The organism is Microbacterium thalli (assembly GCF_028737325.1).
Classification (GTDB): Bacteria; Actinomycetota; Actinomycetes; order Actinomycetales; family Microbacteriaceae; genus Microbacterium; species Microbacterium thalli.
The window spans coordinates 613,552-628,102 of record NZ_JAQZCH010000002.1 but is presented as its reverse complement, the minus strand read 5'-3'; the positions used below and the strand labels follow the sequence as shown (position 1 = coordinate 628,102).

Genomic DNA, 14,551 nt, shown 5'->3' with positions numbered 1-14,551 from the left:
GGCGCGCCTTACTTCTTCTTCTTGCCGGTGTAGTGCGGGTTCTCCCAGATGACCGAGCCGCCCTGGCCGAGTCCGACGCACATCGCCGTGAGGCCGTAGCGGACGTCGGGGCGCTCGGCGAACTGCGCCGCGAGCTGGAGCATGAGCCGCACACCGGATGCCGCGAGCGGGTGGCCCACGGCGATCGCGCCGCCCCACGGGTTCACCCGGGGGTCGTCGTCGTCGATCCCGAAGTGGTCCAGCAGCGACAGCACCTGGATCGCGAACGCCTCGTTGAGCTCGAACAGCCCGATGTCGTCGATCGTCAGTCCTGCCTTCGCCAGCGCCTTCTCGGTCGACGGGATCGGGCCGATGCCCATGACCTCGGGCTGCACTCCGGCGAAGCCGAAGGACACGAGGCGCATCTTCGGGGTGAGCCCGAGCTCCTTCACGGCGCGCGAGCCGGCCAGCAGGCTCATCGTCGCCCCATCGGTCAACGGCGAGGAGGTGCCGGCGGTGACGCGTCCGTGCGGACGGAACGGCGTCTTCAGCTGAGCGAGGCCCTCCATCGTCGTCTCGGGGCGGCGGCCCTCGTCCTCGGTCGCGAGTCCCCACGCGCCGTCGGCCGACGTGACGGCGACAGGCACGAGGTCGGGCTGGATCTTGCCGGCGTCGTACGCCGCCTGCGCCCTGTGCTGGCTGCGCATGCCGAAGCGATCCGAGCGCTCCTTCGTCAGGGCGGGGAAGCGGTCGTGCAGGCGCTCGGCCGTGATGCCCATGTTCAGGGCGTCGGCGCTCACGAGCTTCTCGGTGAGGAAGCGCGGGTTGGGATCGGCGTCACTGCCGCCGAGCGGGTGCCGACCCATGTGCTCGACACCGCCGGCCAGCGCGAGGTCGTACATGCCGACGCCGATCGAACCGGCCATCGTCGTCACGCTCGTCATCGCGCCCGCGCACATACGGTCGATGGCGAAGCCGGGAACGCTCTGCGGCAGGCCGGCGAGGATCGCCGCCGTGCGGCCGAGCGTCAGGCCCTGATCGCCCTGCTGTGTCGTCGCGGCGATCGCCACGTCGTCGATCCGATCGAGCGGAACGCCGGGGTTCCGCTCGAGGACCCCGCGAATCGCCTTGACGACGAGGTCGTCCGCTCGCGTGTTCCAGTACATGCCCTTCTCGCCGGCGCGCCCGAAAGGCGTGCGCATGCCGTCGATGAAGTAGACGTCCGAGATCTCGGCCACTTTGCCTCCAGAAGATGGGATCCCCACCAGCCTAGAGACCCCGGAGGGCCGGGAAAATCGCTTGGGTCGAACCTACGAAGCGGTCGACGGCTGCGCGGGAGGCTCGTTCACGGAATCCACAAAGGCTTGCGCGATCACCTGTGCGGTCTGCTCAATCTGCCACGGGCGCGCGCCGAGGGCGGCCAGCGCTTCGCCGACCGTCTCGACGGTGACCTCGGCCGGCGGGGCCCAGGCGACCCGGCGGAGGAGGTCGGGCGTCAGCAAGTTCTCCGTGGGCATCGCGAGCTCTTCGGCGCGCTGCTCGACCAACGGCTTGGCCGCCTTGAGTCGAGCGTCGGCGGGAGGGTTGCGCTCTGCCCACGCGCGGGGCGGCGGCAGGCCGTCGCCGGGCAGGCGGTCCGGCGGCAGCGTCTGCTCCGCGCGGCCCGCCTCGATCGCGGCCCACCAACGGTCGAGCTGCGACCGGCTGGCGCGGCCGGTGAAGTCCTTGACCCGCGCGAGGTCCTGCTTCGACTGCGGATCGGCGATGAGGGCGGCGACGAGCGCGCGGTCGGGAACGAGGCGCCCGGGGGCGACATCCTGTTCGCGGGCGTACTCCTCGCGCGCCGTCCACAAGGCGCGGGCGACGGCGAGGGCACGCCGGCCGCGTACGGCGTGGAGACCGCTGAGGCGACGCCACGGATCCTCGCGCGGCGGCTTCACGGGGCGGTCGAGGACGGCCCGGAACTCCTGCGCTGCGATCTCGACCTTGTCCTGCGCCTCGAGCTCCTGCGCCAGGGCGTCGCGGACGTCGACGAGGTGCTCGACGTCGAGTGCGGCGTATTCGAGCCACGACTGCGGCAGCGGCCTCGTCGACCAGTCCGCCGCCGAGTGCGCCTTGGCGAGCACGATGCCGAGGGTGTCCTCGACGACGGCGCCGAGGCCGACCCGGGCGTGCCCGAGGAGGCGTGCCGCGAGCTCGGTGTCGAAGATCGAGACCGGGTCGAGCCCGACCTCGCGCAGCGACGGGAGGTCCTGGCTTGCGGCGTGCAGCACCCACTCGGCGTCGCCGATGGCGGCCTGCAGCGGCGCGAAGGTCGACAGGGTCGGCGGGTCGAACAGGAAGACCCCGGCGCCACGCCGGAACACCTGGATCAGGTAGGCGCGCTGCGAGTAGCGGAAGCCGGATGCGCGCTCGACGTCGACGGCTACCGGTCCGGAGCCGGATGCCAGCTGCGCCGCGGCGCGTTCGAGTTCGGTGTCATCCGCGATGACGGTGTATTCAGCCACGGTTCCCTCGGCGTGCTCCGAAGACGGCGACGCCCTCCGACCCCGGAGGAAGGCCGGCCAGCATGCAGGTCAGTTCCGCCCAGGCGTCGATGTGGGCGGTGATGTCGCCCGCGGGCGACCAGGATGCGCGGAGCTCGATCTGGGCGCCGTCGCCCTCGTCGGACAGGGATCCGAAGCCACGGGACAGCGTCTTCGTGGCGGTGCCCGAAACCGAGTGGAACGACGCCGACCGAGCCTCGAGGGCGTCGATCAGCCACGACCACGCGACCTCCGCCAGCAGGGGGTCGACGCCGATCTCGGGCTCGAGCGGAGCTTGAGCGAACGCCACGATCCGCCACGGGCCGCCCCAGGCGTCCGGCTCGTCGGCGTCGTGCAGCACGACGATGCGCCCGGTGCCGTAGGGCGAGTCGACGCCGTGATCCTCGGGGCGGACGTCGCCCGCGAGCGCGAGGCTCTCGGGCGCGAGCCCGGAGGGCGCGGGGATCTCGCGCACGACGAGGTCGTCGCGGAACGCCATCGCCAGGACCGCCTCACGAGCGGCGGCGAACGGCGCCGCGTCAGCTGGAGGACGGGGATCGGCCACGTCGACAGACTAGAGTGAGGCCTCGATGATGGGTTCCAGGCGCGCCGGAGCTGCGGGCGCATCTCCAGCAGCAGCGGCAGTGATCAAGACCTCGATCGCGGCGCTCGCCGGGGCGCTCGGCTTGACGCTCGCAGCGCTCGGCACGGTATCGATGCGCGTCGCCCGCAAGGTCGTGACGCCCGCCGGCCGGGTGCCGGACACCGAGCTGCTCGCGGTGGATGTCGCCGCGCAGACCGTCACACTCTCGCGCAACGACGACACGCAGCTGCCCGGGCGGTACGGGCTCTTCACCACCGGAACCGCCTCGTACGTCAAGGTGGGGGCGGTGCTCTCGCTCGACGACACGTCGGTCAAACGCAAGCTGCTCACCCAGATCACGCCGGAGGACCGGCTCTCGGCCGCGGCCGCGTTCAGCGGCTGGTACTACGACGCCCCCGAAGAGCTGCACCTGTCCTTCCAGGTCGAACTCGTCGGGTCCCCGTTGGGGCCATGCCCCGCGTGGTTCTTCCCGGCCGACGGCCCGACCGGTGCGCCCAGCGACACGTGGGTGATCCAGGTCCACGGTCGCGGCACGACGCGCGCCGAGGCCCTGCGCGCCGTTCCGGTCTTCCACGCCGCAGGCATCTCGTCGCTGCTCGTGTCCTACCGCAACGACGGCGAGGCGCCGCGCAGCCGGACGGGCACCTACATGCTCGGCGCGACCGAGTGGCGCGACGTGGATGCCGCGCTCGGCACCGCTCGGCGGCGCGGCGCGAAGCGCGTGTTCATCATGGGCTGGTCGATGGGCGGCGCCATCGCGCTGCAGCTGGCATTGAACTCGGCTCACCGCGATCTCATCGCCGGCGTCATCCTCGAGTCGCCCGCGATCGACTGGCGCATTGTGCTCGACTACCAGGCGGACCTGCTGCGCATCCCCGCTCCCGTCGCGACGACCGCCGTCCGCGCGCTCGACAGCGACTGGGGTTCGCGGCTGCTCGGGCTCAACGCGCCGATCCCGTTCGAGACGCTGGATGTCGTGGCGCGGGCGGCGGAGCTGCGGCATCCGATCCTCATCCTGCACAGCGATGACGACGGTTTCGTCCCCGCCGACGCGTCGTACCAGCTGGCGGCGGCGCGTCCCGATCTCGTCGAACTCGAGGTGTTCCAGGTCGCGCGGCACACGAAGCTGTGGAACTACGACCCCGAACGGTGGACGCGCGTCATCCGCGACTGGCTGGATCGACGGGCCGCAGGCGCAGGTAGCTGAAACCCGCCTCGTCCATGAGCGCGCCCGCAACGGCGAGCTTCCTGTCGCCGCCGATCGACAGCAGTGGGCGCTCCACCGGTGTGATGCGCGGCGCGACGGTGATGCAGTACTCGTCGATGAGGCCGGCGGAGGTGAAGGCCGAGGCGAGCGTCGGTCCGCCCTCGCACACGAGGCGCGACAACCCCCGCGCCTGCAGTGCCGCGACGATCTCGGCGGGGGAGAGGTCGGGACCGGGACCGGCGTGCACGACGTCGACGCCCGCGGGTGCCTCGGGCGCCACGGTCGAGGGCACGACGAGCACGACACGGCCGACCGCCGCGGGGTCGAGCCGATGGCCGTCGAGGCGGCCCGTGCGCGAGACGATCGCGAGGGCCGCGGTCCGCGGCACGACGTAGCCCTCGGCGCGAACGCTCTCGGCCCCGACGACGACGATCTCGGCGTCGCGGCGGATCATGCCCAGGATGGTCCGGTCGGTCGGGCTCGTGATGCTGTCGCTCGTCCCGTCTCCGCCGACGGCAGCGCCGGTGAGCGTGGTCACCATGTTGAGTCGGACGTAGCCGCCGGCGGGCCGCCGGTAGCGCTCGGTCAGCCAGGCGCGACCGGCGTCGGTGGTGATGTCGGCGCTCTCGCCGGTGGTCGGACGCAACTCACTCACTCGCACGGCGTCATCCTCGCACGCGGTTAGGGTTGACCCGTGACGAGCACATCCGCCGGAATCCTGCGCCTCAGCGACCGCCGTCCGGAGGTGGGCGGAGCCGAGGTGCTCGCCGCGCTCGTACCCCCGCCGCAGTTCGACGGCGCGACCTTCGACTCGTACCGGGCCGACCCGCAGTACCCGTCGCAGCAGGACGCGAAGGACCTGCTCGAGACGTTCGCCGGTGGTGGCGCTCCGGCGGCGCGCGGCGGTCTGTTCCGGCGCGCGAAGAAGGCGCCGGCAATGAAGCCCGGCGTCTACCTCGACGGCGGGTTCGGCGTCGGCAAGACCCACCTGCTCGCCGCGATCTACCACGCGATGCCAGCCCGGCGGAAGTACTTCGGCTCGTTCATCGAGTACACGGCGCTGGTGGGTGCCGTCGGCTACCAGAACACCGTTCAGCTGCTGCGCGGCTCAGATCTCCTGTGCATCGACGAGTTCGAGCTCGACGACCCGGGCGACACCATGGTCATGACCCGTCTGCTGGGCGAGCTCGTCGCCTCGGGGACGCGCCTCGCCGCGACCTCGAACACCCCGCCGAACGCGCTCGGCGAGGGCCGCTTCGCGGCGCAGGACTTCCTGCGCGAGATCCACGCCATGTCGGCGAGCTTCGAGACGATCCGCATCGACGGCACCGATTACCGTCAGCGCGCCGTCGACGGTCACGCCGTCGCGCTCAGCCCCGAAGACTACGAGCGGACCGTATCGGATGCCGCCGCCACGACCGCTGTGTCGGACGACGCCTTCGCCGACCTCGTGGCGCACCTCGCCACCGTCCATCCCTCGCGCTACATCCGCCTCATCGACGGCGTCTCGGTCGTCGGCCTGCGCGACGTCGTGCAACTGACCGACCAGTCGGCGGCGCTGCGCTTCGTCGCCTTCATCGACCGTGCCTACGACGCCCAGCTCCCCATCCGGGCCACGGGGCGACCGCTCGACGAGGTCTTCGGCGACGAGATGCTCGCGGGCGGATACCGCAAGAAGTACCTGCGCGCCATCTCGCGCCTGGTCGCTCTCACCCACTCCTGAGGCGACGCGCAGGGCGCACGCGGCGCCGGGAAACCTGATGTTTACCGGGGAAGCGTTCGCGTAACCGACCGGAAACACGAGTGCGCCGTCGGGGGAAACTGGGCACCTCGACACTGAGGGGACCCGACGCTACACCTGCGTCCCTGCAGAGAGGTTTCCCTCGAGATGGATCAAGGCAACACCGCATTCATACTCATCGCGGCCGCGTTCGTCCTGCTGATGACGCCTGGACTCGCGTTCTTCTACGGCGGCCTCGTCAAGGCCAAGAGCGTCATCAGCATGATGATGATGAGCTTCGGAGCGCTCGGGCTCATCGGCGTCCTGTGGGTGCTCTTCGGGTACGCGATCGCCTTCCCCGGCGCTGAGGGCACTGTCGCGCCCTGGGCGATCGATTGGAGCGCGATCGGGCTGACCAGCCTGCTCGAGACCCCCGAGGACGCCGCATACCCGCCGATGGCGTTCGTGTGCTTCCAGGCGACCTTCGCGATCCTCACCGTGGCGCTCGTGTCGGGCGCCATCGCCGACCGCGCGAAGTTCGGCGCCTGGATGCTGTTCGCCGGCGTGTGGGCCACGGTCGTCTACTTCCCCGTGGCCAGCTGGGTCTTCAACTTCGGCCTCGCCGACGACGGCTCGTTCGAGTACGGCGGCTGGATCACCAAGGGCCTGCAGGACGTCTTCGGCGTCGGCGCGATCGACTTCGCCGGTGGCACCGCCGTCCACATCAACGCCGGCGCCGCGGCGCTCGCCCTGGCCCTGGTGCTCGGCAAGCGCGTCGGGTTCCAGAAGGGCGTCCACGTCCCCCACAACCCGCCGTTCGTCCTCCTCGGCGCCGGTCTGCTGTGGTTCGGCTGGTTCGGCTTCAACGCGGGCTCCGAGCTCGCCGCGGACGGCACGGCCGCGCTCGCGTTCATCAACACGATCGCCGCTCCCGCCGCCGCCCTGCTCGCCTGGCTCCTCGTCGAGAAGATCAAGGACGGCAAGCCGACGTCGGTGGGTGCCGCTTCGGGCGCCGTCGCCGGTCTCGTCGCGATCACCCCCGCGTGCGCCTCGGTCGACCCGATCTGGGCGATCGTCCTCGGCTTCATCGCCGGAGCCGCCTGCGCCCTGGCGATCGAGCTGAAGTACAAGCTCGGCTTCGACGACTCGCTCGACGTGGTCGGCATCCACCTCGTCGGCGGTCTCATCGGAACGCTGTACCTCGGCTTCTTCGCCAACGGCACCGGCCTGTTCATGGGTGGCGACGCCAGCCAGCTGATCGTCCAGGCCATCGCGGCGCTCGCCGTGCTCGCCTACTCGTTCGTGCTCGCCTTCGTCATCGGTCTCGCGATCGAGAAGACGATCGGCTTCCGCGTGAAGAACGAGGACGAGATCGCCGGCATCGACACGGTCGTCCACGGCGAGGTCGGCTACACGCTGTCCGACGCCAAGGTCTGACACCGATCGCTGGAAGGGCGGGGTGTCGCGGAATCTTCCGCGGCACCCCGCCCTTCCTCGTGTCCGACGTGTGGCGTCTTCGGTTGACCGGGCGGCTGTGGCCCCGTCGCGCGCAGGTGCGGCGCGAGCAGCCCGGTGAACCACGCCGTGCGGTCTCAGGTGGCAGCTCCAGCCCCTTCGCTACCGATGAACCGGCGCGATGTGCCCGGTGAAGCGCGGGCGGCGCTGAGCGCGGCCGCACCCGGCACCGGCGATACCGGCCACGGGGGACTGCGTTAGCGTGGCGTGATGGGTGTGTTGGCGCGCGTATGGGATCTGCTTCGACCGCGGAAAGCGCCCGCTCCGCCGTCGCGGACCCCGTCCCCGTCGCCGTATTCCACGCGCGAGCGCGGGGCCGAGGCGAGCCGAGCGGGCGCGGCATCCGTCGCCGAGGTTCCGCTGCCGCCGAAGCGAGGCTTGCGCTTGGCGTATGAGCCGCGGCCGGACGCGTTGCCGGATCCCGGCGAGATCGTGTGGGCGTGGGTGCCGTATGCCGAAGACCCCTCTCGCGGCAAGGACCGCCCGCTGCTCGTCCTCGCGCGGGCGGATGCCGGTCGCAGCTGGGCGATGAAGTTGACGAGCAAGTCGCACGAGGGCGAGCGCGACCACCTGCCCCTCGGGACGGGGGACTGGGACCGGCAGGGGCGTCCGTCGTGGCTCGACGTCGACCAGATCTACCTCGTGTCCGCGCAGGGGATCCGGCGAGAGGCCGGCGGGCTGGGTCGGGAGGGCTTCCGCCGCGTCGCCCGTGCGTTGTCGCAGCGCTACGGCTGGACCGACGCCGGCTGATCCCCGCGTCCAGCCGCGCCCGTGGTGGGCGCGGCGCGGGCGAGTGGTTTCATGGTGCGCATGACCGCATCATCGCCGGATGCCTCCGGCGCTCACCCCGACGAGCCGCACATGGCATCCATCGCCGGCCGGCTCAATTGGCTGCGAGCGGGCGTGCTCGGCGCGAACGACGGCATCGTGTCGACGGCGGCGCTGGTGGTCGGGGTGGCCGGAGCCACGACCGCGACCGCCCCCATCCTCACCGCCGGTGTCGCGGGCGTCGTCGGCGGCGCGGTCTCGATGGCGCTGGGGGAGTACGTGTCGGTCAGCAGCCAGCGCGACAGTCAGCGCGCGCTGATCTCGAAGGAGCGGAGCGAGCTCGCCGCGGACCCGGACGCCGAGCTCGCCGAACTCGCGGGGTTGTACGAGCAGCGCGGGCTGACGGCCGAGACGGCACGTCGCGTCGCCGAGGAACTGACCGAGCACGATGTGCTCGCGGCGCACCTCGAGGCCGAGCTCGGCCTGTCGGAGGGGGCGGTGGTGAGCCCGTGGGCGGCGGCGGGTGCGAGCGCCCTGGCCTTCACCGTCGGCGCCCTACTGCCGCTTGCGGCGATCCTCCTGCCGTCACCGGGAGCGCGGGTGCCCGTCACCGTCGCCGTCGTGCTCGCCGCCCTCGCGCTGACCGGTTACGCCGGCGCGCGCCTGGGCGGCAGTCCGGCGCTGCGGCCCGCCGTCCGGGTCGTTCTGGGCGGAGCGGTCGCGCTGGCCGCGACCTTCGGCATCGGATCGCTGCTGGGTGCCACGGGCGTCGTCTGACGGCTCCGTCATCCTGTCGCACATACCGAAAAGCCCCGCTCGACGATGCGAAGCGGGGCGGATGGTGGGCGATGCGGGACTCGAACCCACGACCTCTTCCGTGTGAAGGAAGCGCGCTAACCAACTGCGCCAATCGCCCGTGCTGACCCCGAAGGGCCGAGACACGAGCATACCGGATGCCGCGGCGGTTCCCGAACGCGTGGGCGAGACACGCGCGGGCTGCCGCCGGTTTTGCACTCCCGCGATCGTCGGCTAATGTTTAACAAGTGCCGGAGCGATCCGGAACGAAATGCGGATGTAGCGCAGTGGTAGCGCATCACCTTGCCAAGGTGAGGGTCGCGAGTTCGAATCTCGTCATCCGCTCGAGTGCGAGGATTTCCCGTCAGGGAGGTCCGGCACGTGGGTCAGAACCACACACGGTGGCGTGGCCGAGCGGCTAGGCACCGGCCTGCAAAGCCGTTTACACGGGTTCGAATCCCGTCGCCACCTCGCCTCACAACTGAACAGCCTGTATAGGCGCGATTGGCGCAGCGGTAGCGCGCTTCCCTGACACGGAAGAGGTCACTGGTTCGATCCCAGTATCGCGCACCGAATAAAACCCCCGGTTCTCCGGGGGTTTTGTCGTTTCCGGGCACCGTCGCGGCGGTGTCGGTCGATCGTGGCAGGCTCTCGGCCGGGGGAGAGGACGCCGGCCACGTGGGAACGAACAAGCGGTACGCCGACGCCATCGACCGGCGATCGGCGGAGCACCTGCAGCGAACGCTCATGCGCATCCCGCCATGCACGATCCCGATGCAGGCGTACGGTCCCCGTGAACTGGAGTGGCCGACGGACTGGCCGACCGTCTGGGCGTGGATCTCATGGCCGCACAAACCCGCCGAACGTGTCGCCGCCGTCGCGCGGGGCTGGAACGACCGGGTGGTCGTCGTCTTCTGGATGAGCGAGGCCGGCGAGCTCAACACGGTCGTGTGGCGCAATGCGGTCACGCGACGCGCGGCGTGAGCGCCGGGAAGCGGATGCCGCCGCGCGGTGGCCCCCGCTAGGCTCGGCGCCATGACCCGCCTCGTGCTCACCGTCGTCGGCGACGACCGCGTCGGACTCGTCCGCACCCTCGCCGACACCGTCGCCGCACACGGCGGCAACTGGGAACGCAGCGAGCTGGCCGAGCTGGCCGGCGCGTTCGCGGGCATCGTGCTGGTCGAGGTGCCGGACGATCGAGAGGCCGGGCTCGTCGCGGCCCTCGAACGTCTCGACGGGCTGCTGCGCATCACGACGCATCAGCCGCTCGCGCCCGTGCCCGCGACCGGTCAGGCGCTGCGCTTCACCGTCCTGGGCAACGACCGGCCGGGGATCGTGCGCGAGGTGAGCGACGCCATCGGGGTGCATGCCCTCAGCATCGATGCGCTCACGAGTCGGACGGTCGAGGCCCCAATGTCGGGCGGCACGCTGTTCGAGGCGACGATGGTGGTGCGGCTGCCCGTCGGGTTCGACGCCGACGAGGTCATCGTCGATCTCGAGCGTCTCGCGGCCGAGATCCAGGTCGACCTGACGCTGGTCTGACCTCGTCCCCGCGCGTCGCGTCGGGTCAGCGGAGCGCGAGGGGCAGCACCGACAGCCCGACGATGACGGGCGCCGCCACGAGCCCCCACGCGATGAAACGCCGCCACGGCACATCGACGCCGACTGCGTGCAGCCGCTCGTGCCACAGCAGCGTCGCAAGCGATGCCCAGGGCGTGATGAGCGGCCCCGCATTGACGCCGACGAGCAGGGCGCCGAGACGCTCCGGGGTGCCGGCGGCCGGCTCCAGCAACAGGTAGGCCGGCAGGTTGTCGACGGCGTTCGCCGCGACGAGCGCGGTGCCGGCCATGCGCCAGAGCTCGAGGGGACCGCCCGGCTCGCCGGCGACGGCCGCGGCGATGGCGGCCGATCCGAGCGACTCGAGCGCGGCCATCGCCGTGAACAGGCCCGCGGCGAACACCAGCAGCGACCACGGCACGAGCCGCACCGAGAGCGCGCGCGGCGAGCGCCACGCGAACAGCGCGATGAGCAGGGCTGCCGCGAGGGATGCCGGTATCCACGGTTCCCATCCGCTGACCAGCGCCGGCATCAGCACGATCACCACGACGGACGCCGCGACGAGTTGGATCCGGTCGGCGATGCGCGGCGGGGGAGCGGGCTCGAAGCGACCGCGCAGACTGCGGTGATGGATGACGAAGAGCAGCCCGACCGTGACGACGATCGCGACCCCGGCGGTGGGACCCATCAGGGCGATGAAGCCGAGCGCACCGCCCGCCGGCAGGTGATCGAGCGCGAGGAGGTTGGTGAGGTTCGACACCGGAAGGACGAGCGACGCGGTGTTGGCCAGCCATACCGTCGTGAAGGCGAACGGTAGCGGCGGCAGTCCGTTCGCGCGCGCGACGGCGACGACGACCGGGGTGAGCAGCACGGCGGTCGTGTCGAGCGACAGGAAGGCGGTCGAGACCACCGCGAGCGCCACGACCAGCAGCCAGAGGACGACCGTGCGGCCCCGCGACATCCGTGCCAGCCGACCGGCGGCGACGTCGAAGACGCCGGCTTTCGCGGCGAGCTCGGCCACGATCGTCACCGCGACGACGAAGGCCAGGATCGGGATGACACGCTCGGCGATCTCGACGATCTCGCCCGGGGGCAGGATGCCTCCGGCCACCGCTGCCGCCGCCAGCAGCAGCAGTGCGGCTCCGGCGATGGCGAGCTTCACGGCATCCATCATGCTCCCTGCCGCGCCCGCCGAGTCGCGGGAAGCGCCGCGGGTAGGATCGATCCGACCCACCACCTGGAGATGTTCCCTTGACTGACGCCGCTCTTCCGTCGGACGTGTCGTACCCCGCCGACGGCTTCGCCCTCTTCCCCGATCGCTCCGTGGTCGCCCTGCGCGTCAACGGTGAGCTGAAGGACCTCGCCACGGTCGTCACCGAGACGGATGCCGTCGAGCCCGTGACGTCCTCGAGCCCGGACGGCCTCGCCATCCTGCGGCACTCCACCGCGCACGTCCTCGCGCAGGCGGTGCAGCGCATCCGCCCGCAGGCCAACCTCGGCATCGGCCCGCCGGTCGAGAACGGCTTCTACTACGACTTCGGCGTCGACGAGCCCTTCACCCCCGAGGACCTCAAGTCGATCAAGAAGGAGATGGAGCGCATCGTCCGCGAGAACCAGCGCTTCGTGCGACGGGTCGTGACGGAGGACGAGGCGCGCGCCGAGCTCGCCGACGAGCCGTTCAAGCTCGAGCTGGTCGCCCTCGCCGGCGGCCCCGGATCGGGTGCCGACGCGGCCGAGGGTGCCTCGGCGGAGATCGGTGCGGGCGAGCTGACGATCTACGACAACGTCACCCGCGACGGCGAGACCGCCTGGAAGGACCTCTGCCGCGGACCGCACGTTCCCGGCACGCGCCTGATCGGCAACGGGTGGGACCTCACCCGAGTTGCGGCGGCCTACTGGCGGGGCAGCGAGAAGAACCCGCAGCTGCAGCGCATCTACGGAACCGCGTGGCCCTCGAAGGACGAACTGCGCGCCTATCAGGAGCGCCTGGCCGAGGCTGCGCGTCGCGACCACCGCAAGCTCGGCGTCGAGCTCGACCTGTTCTCGTTCCCCGACGAGATCGGGCCCGGACTGTCGGTGTTCCACCCCAAGGGCGGCATCATCCGCTACGAGATCGAGCGGTACATGCGCGAGCGCCTGCTCGCGAACGGGTACGACGTCGTCAACACCCCGCACATCACCAAGGGCGACCTGTTCATGACGAGCGGTCACCTGCAGTGGTATGCCGACGGCATGTACCCGCCGATGAAGCTCGACGAGGTCGTCGACGCGGAGGGCAACGTCACCCGTCAGGGCCAGGAGTACTACCTGAAGCCCATGAACTGCCCGTTCCACAACCTGATCTTCCGTTCGCGCGGACGCAGCTACCGCGAACTGCCGCTGCGGCTCAGCGAGTTCGGCTCGGTCTACCGCTACGAGAAGAGCGGAACGCTCTCGGGGCTCACCCGGGTGCGGGGCATGACGCAGGACGACACCCACATCTACGTCACGGCCGACCAGGTCGAGGCGGAGCTCGTGCACAGCCTCGAGTTCGTGCTGCAGACGCTGCGCGACTACGGCCTGAACGACTTCTACCTCGAGCTGTCGACGAAGGAGGAGGGCAACCCGAAGTTCATCGGTGACGACGCCCTCTGGCAGCAGGCCACCGACACGCTCCGTCGCGTCGCCGAGGGCTCGGGGCTCGAGCTCGTGCCCGACCCGGGCGGGGCGGCGTTCTACGGCCCGAAGATCTCGGTGCAGGCCCGCGACGCCATCGGCCGCACCTGGCAGATGTCGACGATCCAGCTGGACTTCAACCAGCCCGAACGGTTCGAGCTCGAGTACACCGGCCCGGACGGCGAGAAGCACCGTCCGGTCATGATCCACCGCGCCCTGTTCGGGTCGATCGAGCGTTTCTTCGCGATCCTGCTCGAGCACTACGCGGGCGCCTTCCCGGTGTGGCTCGCGCCCGTCCAGGTCGTCGCGATCCCTGTGGCGGAGGATTACGCGCCCTACCTGCACGAGATCGTCACGCGGCTGCGCGAGGCCGGTGTGCGCGCCGAGCTCGACCGTTCCGACGACCGGATGCAGAAGAAGATCCGCACGCACACGACGCAGAAGGTGCCGCTGCAGCTCATCGCCGGCGAGCAGGACCGCGCCGCGGGCACCGTCTCGTTCCGGTTCCGCGACGGGTCGCAGACCAACGGCGTGCCGGTCGACGAGGCGGTCGAGCGCATCCGCGCGGCCATCGCGCAGCGCACGCTCGTCGACACCGCGGAGCACCTGGCGTGAGCGACGCGTCGGATACCCCGCGCCCGGTTGAGGACGCCGCGCACCTGGCCGGGGTGCCCGACGAGTTCCAGCGGCTGTGGACGCCCCACCGGATGGCGTACATCCAGGCCGGACCCGACCCGCTGGTCGAGGAGTGCCCGTTCTGCGCCGCGCCGGAGAAGTCCGACGCCGACGGGCTGATCGTCGCGCGCGGGCGGACGGCGTTCGTGCTGCTGAACCTGTTCCCGTACAACTCCGGTCACCTGCTGGTGTGCCCGTACCGGCACATCGCGACCTACGACCTGGCCACCGCCGAGGAGGTCGCCGAGATCGGAGCGCTCACGCAGACCGCGATGCGGGTACTGCGCGAGGTGTCGCGCTGCGACGGATTCAACCTCGGCATGAACCAGGGGGCCGTCGCCGGTGCCGGCGTGGCCGGTCACCTGCATCAGCACGTCGTGCCACGGTGGGCCACGGACGCGAACTTCTTCCCGATCATCGCGAAGACGAAGGCGCTGCCGCAGCTGCTCGGCGACGTGCGCGAGGCGGTCGCGACCGCCTGGCCGCGCGGTTGACGGCGGCTTCCTCGTGCTCGACCCCGAGCGCAAGCCCCCGCGCGGGGTTCGAAGCGG

The 14,551-nt window shown here is 71.0% G+C and carries 14 protein-coding genes and 4 tRNA genes; 12 read left to right on the top strand and 6 right to left on the bottom strand.

The window, feature by feature from the left end; all coding sequences use genetic code 11:
- Positions 1-8 precede the first annotated feature (8 nt).
- The 3 genes from PUW82_RS10945 to PUW82_RS10935 form a co-directional block, all read right to left on the bottom strand.
- Positions 9-1,217, bottom strand: a complete 1,209-nt coding sequence (locus tag PUW82_RS10945; RefSeq protein WP_274222314.1) for a thiolase family protein — start codon at positions 1,215-1,217, stop codon at positions 9-11.
- 72 nt (positions 1,218-1,289) lie between these two features.
- Complete coding sequence (locus PUW82_RS10940; protein WP_274222313.1) at positions 1,290-2,486, bottom strand: ribonuclease D; 1,197 nt, start codon at positions 2,484-2,486, stop codon at positions 1,290-1,292.
- Positions 2,479-3,069 (bottom strand): DUF3000 domain-containing protein, encoded by a 591-nt coding sequence (locus tag PUW82_RS10935; RefSeq protein ID WP_274222312.1) that lies wholly within the window; start codon positions 3,067-3,069, stop codon positions 2,479-2,481. The genes PUW82_RS10940 and PUW82_RS10935 overlap by 8 nt, the downstream gene beginning before the upstream one ends.
- Positions 3,070-3,094: 25 nt before the next feature.
- Between PUW82_RS10935 and PUW82_RS10930 the strand changes: the two genes are divergently transcribed.
- Positions 3,095-4,315, top strand: coding sequence for an alpha/beta hydrolase family protein (locus PUW82_RS10930; RefSeq protein ID WP_420792747.1), 1,221 nt, complete (start codon positions 3,095-3,097; stop codon positions 4,313-4,315).
- On the opposite strand, the gene PUW82_RS10925 is transcribed toward PUW82_RS10930, so the two are convergent.
- Positions 4,269-4,976: a dihydrofolate reductase family protein gene (locus PUW82_RS10925; RefSeq protein WP_274222310.1), complete on the bottom strand. Its 708-nt coding sequence runs from the start codon at positions 4,974-4,976 to the stop codon at positions 4,269-4,271. The genes PUW82_RS10930 and PUW82_RS10925 overlap by 47 nt on opposite strands.
- A gap of 33 nt (positions 4,977-5,009) precedes the next feature.
- On the opposite strand from PUW82_RS10925, the gene zapE reads away from it, so the two are divergent.
- The 4 genes from zapE to PUW82_RS10905 all read left to right on the top strand — a co-directional run bounded on the left by zapE (position 5,010) and on the right by PUW82_RS10905 (position 9,095).
- Positions 5,010-6,038 (top strand): cell division protein ZapE, encoded by a 1,029-nt coding sequence (gene zapE / locus PUW82_RS10920; protein WP_274222309.1) that lies wholly within the window; start codon positions 5,010-5,012, stop codon positions 6,036-6,038.
- A gap of 165 nt (positions 6,039-6,203) precedes the next feature.
- Entirely contained in the window at positions 6,204-7,472 is a 1,269-nt protein-coding gene (locus tag PUW82_RS10915; protein WP_274222308.1) for an ammonium transporter, read from the top strand.
- A gap of 462 nt (positions 7,473-7,934) precedes the next feature.
- Positions 7,935-8,300 carry a type II toxin-antitoxin system PemK/MazF family toxin gene (locus PUW82_RS10910; RefSeq protein WP_274222307.1) on the top strand — a complete coding sequence of 122 codons (366 nt, stop codon included), beginning with the start codon at positions 7,935-7,937 and terminating at the stop codon, positions 8,298-8,300.
- A 60-nt stretch (positions 8,301-8,360) separates the two neighbouring features.
- A complete protein-coding gene (locus PUW82_RS10905) occupies positions 8,361-9,095 on the top strand; it encodes a VIT1/CCC1 transporter family protein (protein WP_274222306.1) in 735 nt (244 codons plus the stop codon).
- Positions 9,096-9,157: 62 nt separating this feature from the next.
- On the opposite strand, the gene PUW82_RS10900 is transcribed toward PUW82_RS10905, so the two are convergent.
- Positions 9,158-9,234, bottom strand: a tRNA-Val gene (locus PUW82_RS10900).
- A gap of 152 nt (positions 9,235-9,386) precedes the next feature.
- Here PUW82_RS10900 and PUW82_RS10895 point away from each other — a divergent pair.
- The 5 genes from PUW82_RS10895 (at position 9,387) to PUW82_RS10875 (ending at position 10,655) form a co-directional block, all read left to right on the top strand.
- Positions 9,387-9,458, top strand: a tRNA-Gly gene (locus PUW82_RS10895).
- A gap of 55 nt (positions 9,459-9,513) precedes the next feature.
- Positions 9,514-9,584 (top strand) — tRNA-Cys (locus PUW82_RS10890).
- Positions 9,585-9,611: 27 nt separating this feature from the next.
- Positions 9,612-9,683: transfer RNA gene (locus tag PUW82_RS10885), tRNA-Val, on the top strand.
- Positions 9,684-9,740: 57 nt separating this feature from the next.
- Positions 9,741-10,097, top strand: coding sequence for a hypothetical protein (locus PUW82_RS10880; RefSeq protein WP_274222305.1), 357 nt, complete (start codon positions 9,741-9,743; stop codon positions 10,095-10,097).
- A gap of 51 nt (positions 10,098-10,148) precedes the next feature.
- Positions 10,149-10,655: a glycine cleavage system transcriptional repressor gene (locus PUW82_RS10875; protein ID WP_274222304.1), complete on the top strand. Its 507-nt coding sequence runs from the start codon at positions 10,149-10,151 to the stop codon at positions 10,653-10,655.
- A 25-nt stretch (positions 10,656-10,680) separates the two neighbouring features.
- Here the strand turns inward: PUW82_RS10875 and PUW82_RS10870 are convergent, their stop codons facing one another.
- A complete protein-coding gene (locus PUW82_RS10870) occupies positions 10,681-11,841 on the bottom strand; it encodes an SLC13 family permease (protein ID WP_274222303.1) in 1,161 nt (386 codons plus the stop codon).
- Positions 11,842-11,921: 80 nt separating this feature from the next.
- Between PUW82_RS10870 and thrS the strand changes: the two genes are divergently transcribed.
- Both thrS and PUW82_RS10860 read left to right on the top strand, forming a co-directional pair.
- The gene (thrS, locus tag PUW82_RS10865; RefSeq protein ID WP_274222302.1) at positions 11,922-13,940 is read left to right on the top strand and encodes a threonine--tRNA ligase; all 2,019 of its coding nucleotides are present in this window, start codon (positions 11,922-11,924) and stop codon (positions 13,938-13,940) included.
- Entirely contained in the window at positions 13,937-14,494 is a 558-nt protein-coding gene (locus PUW82_RS10860; protein WP_274222301.1) for an HIT family protein, read from the top strand. The genes thrS and PUW82_RS10860 overlap by 4 nt, the downstream gene beginning before the upstream one ends.
- Positions 14,495-14,551: the final 57 nt, after the last annotated feature.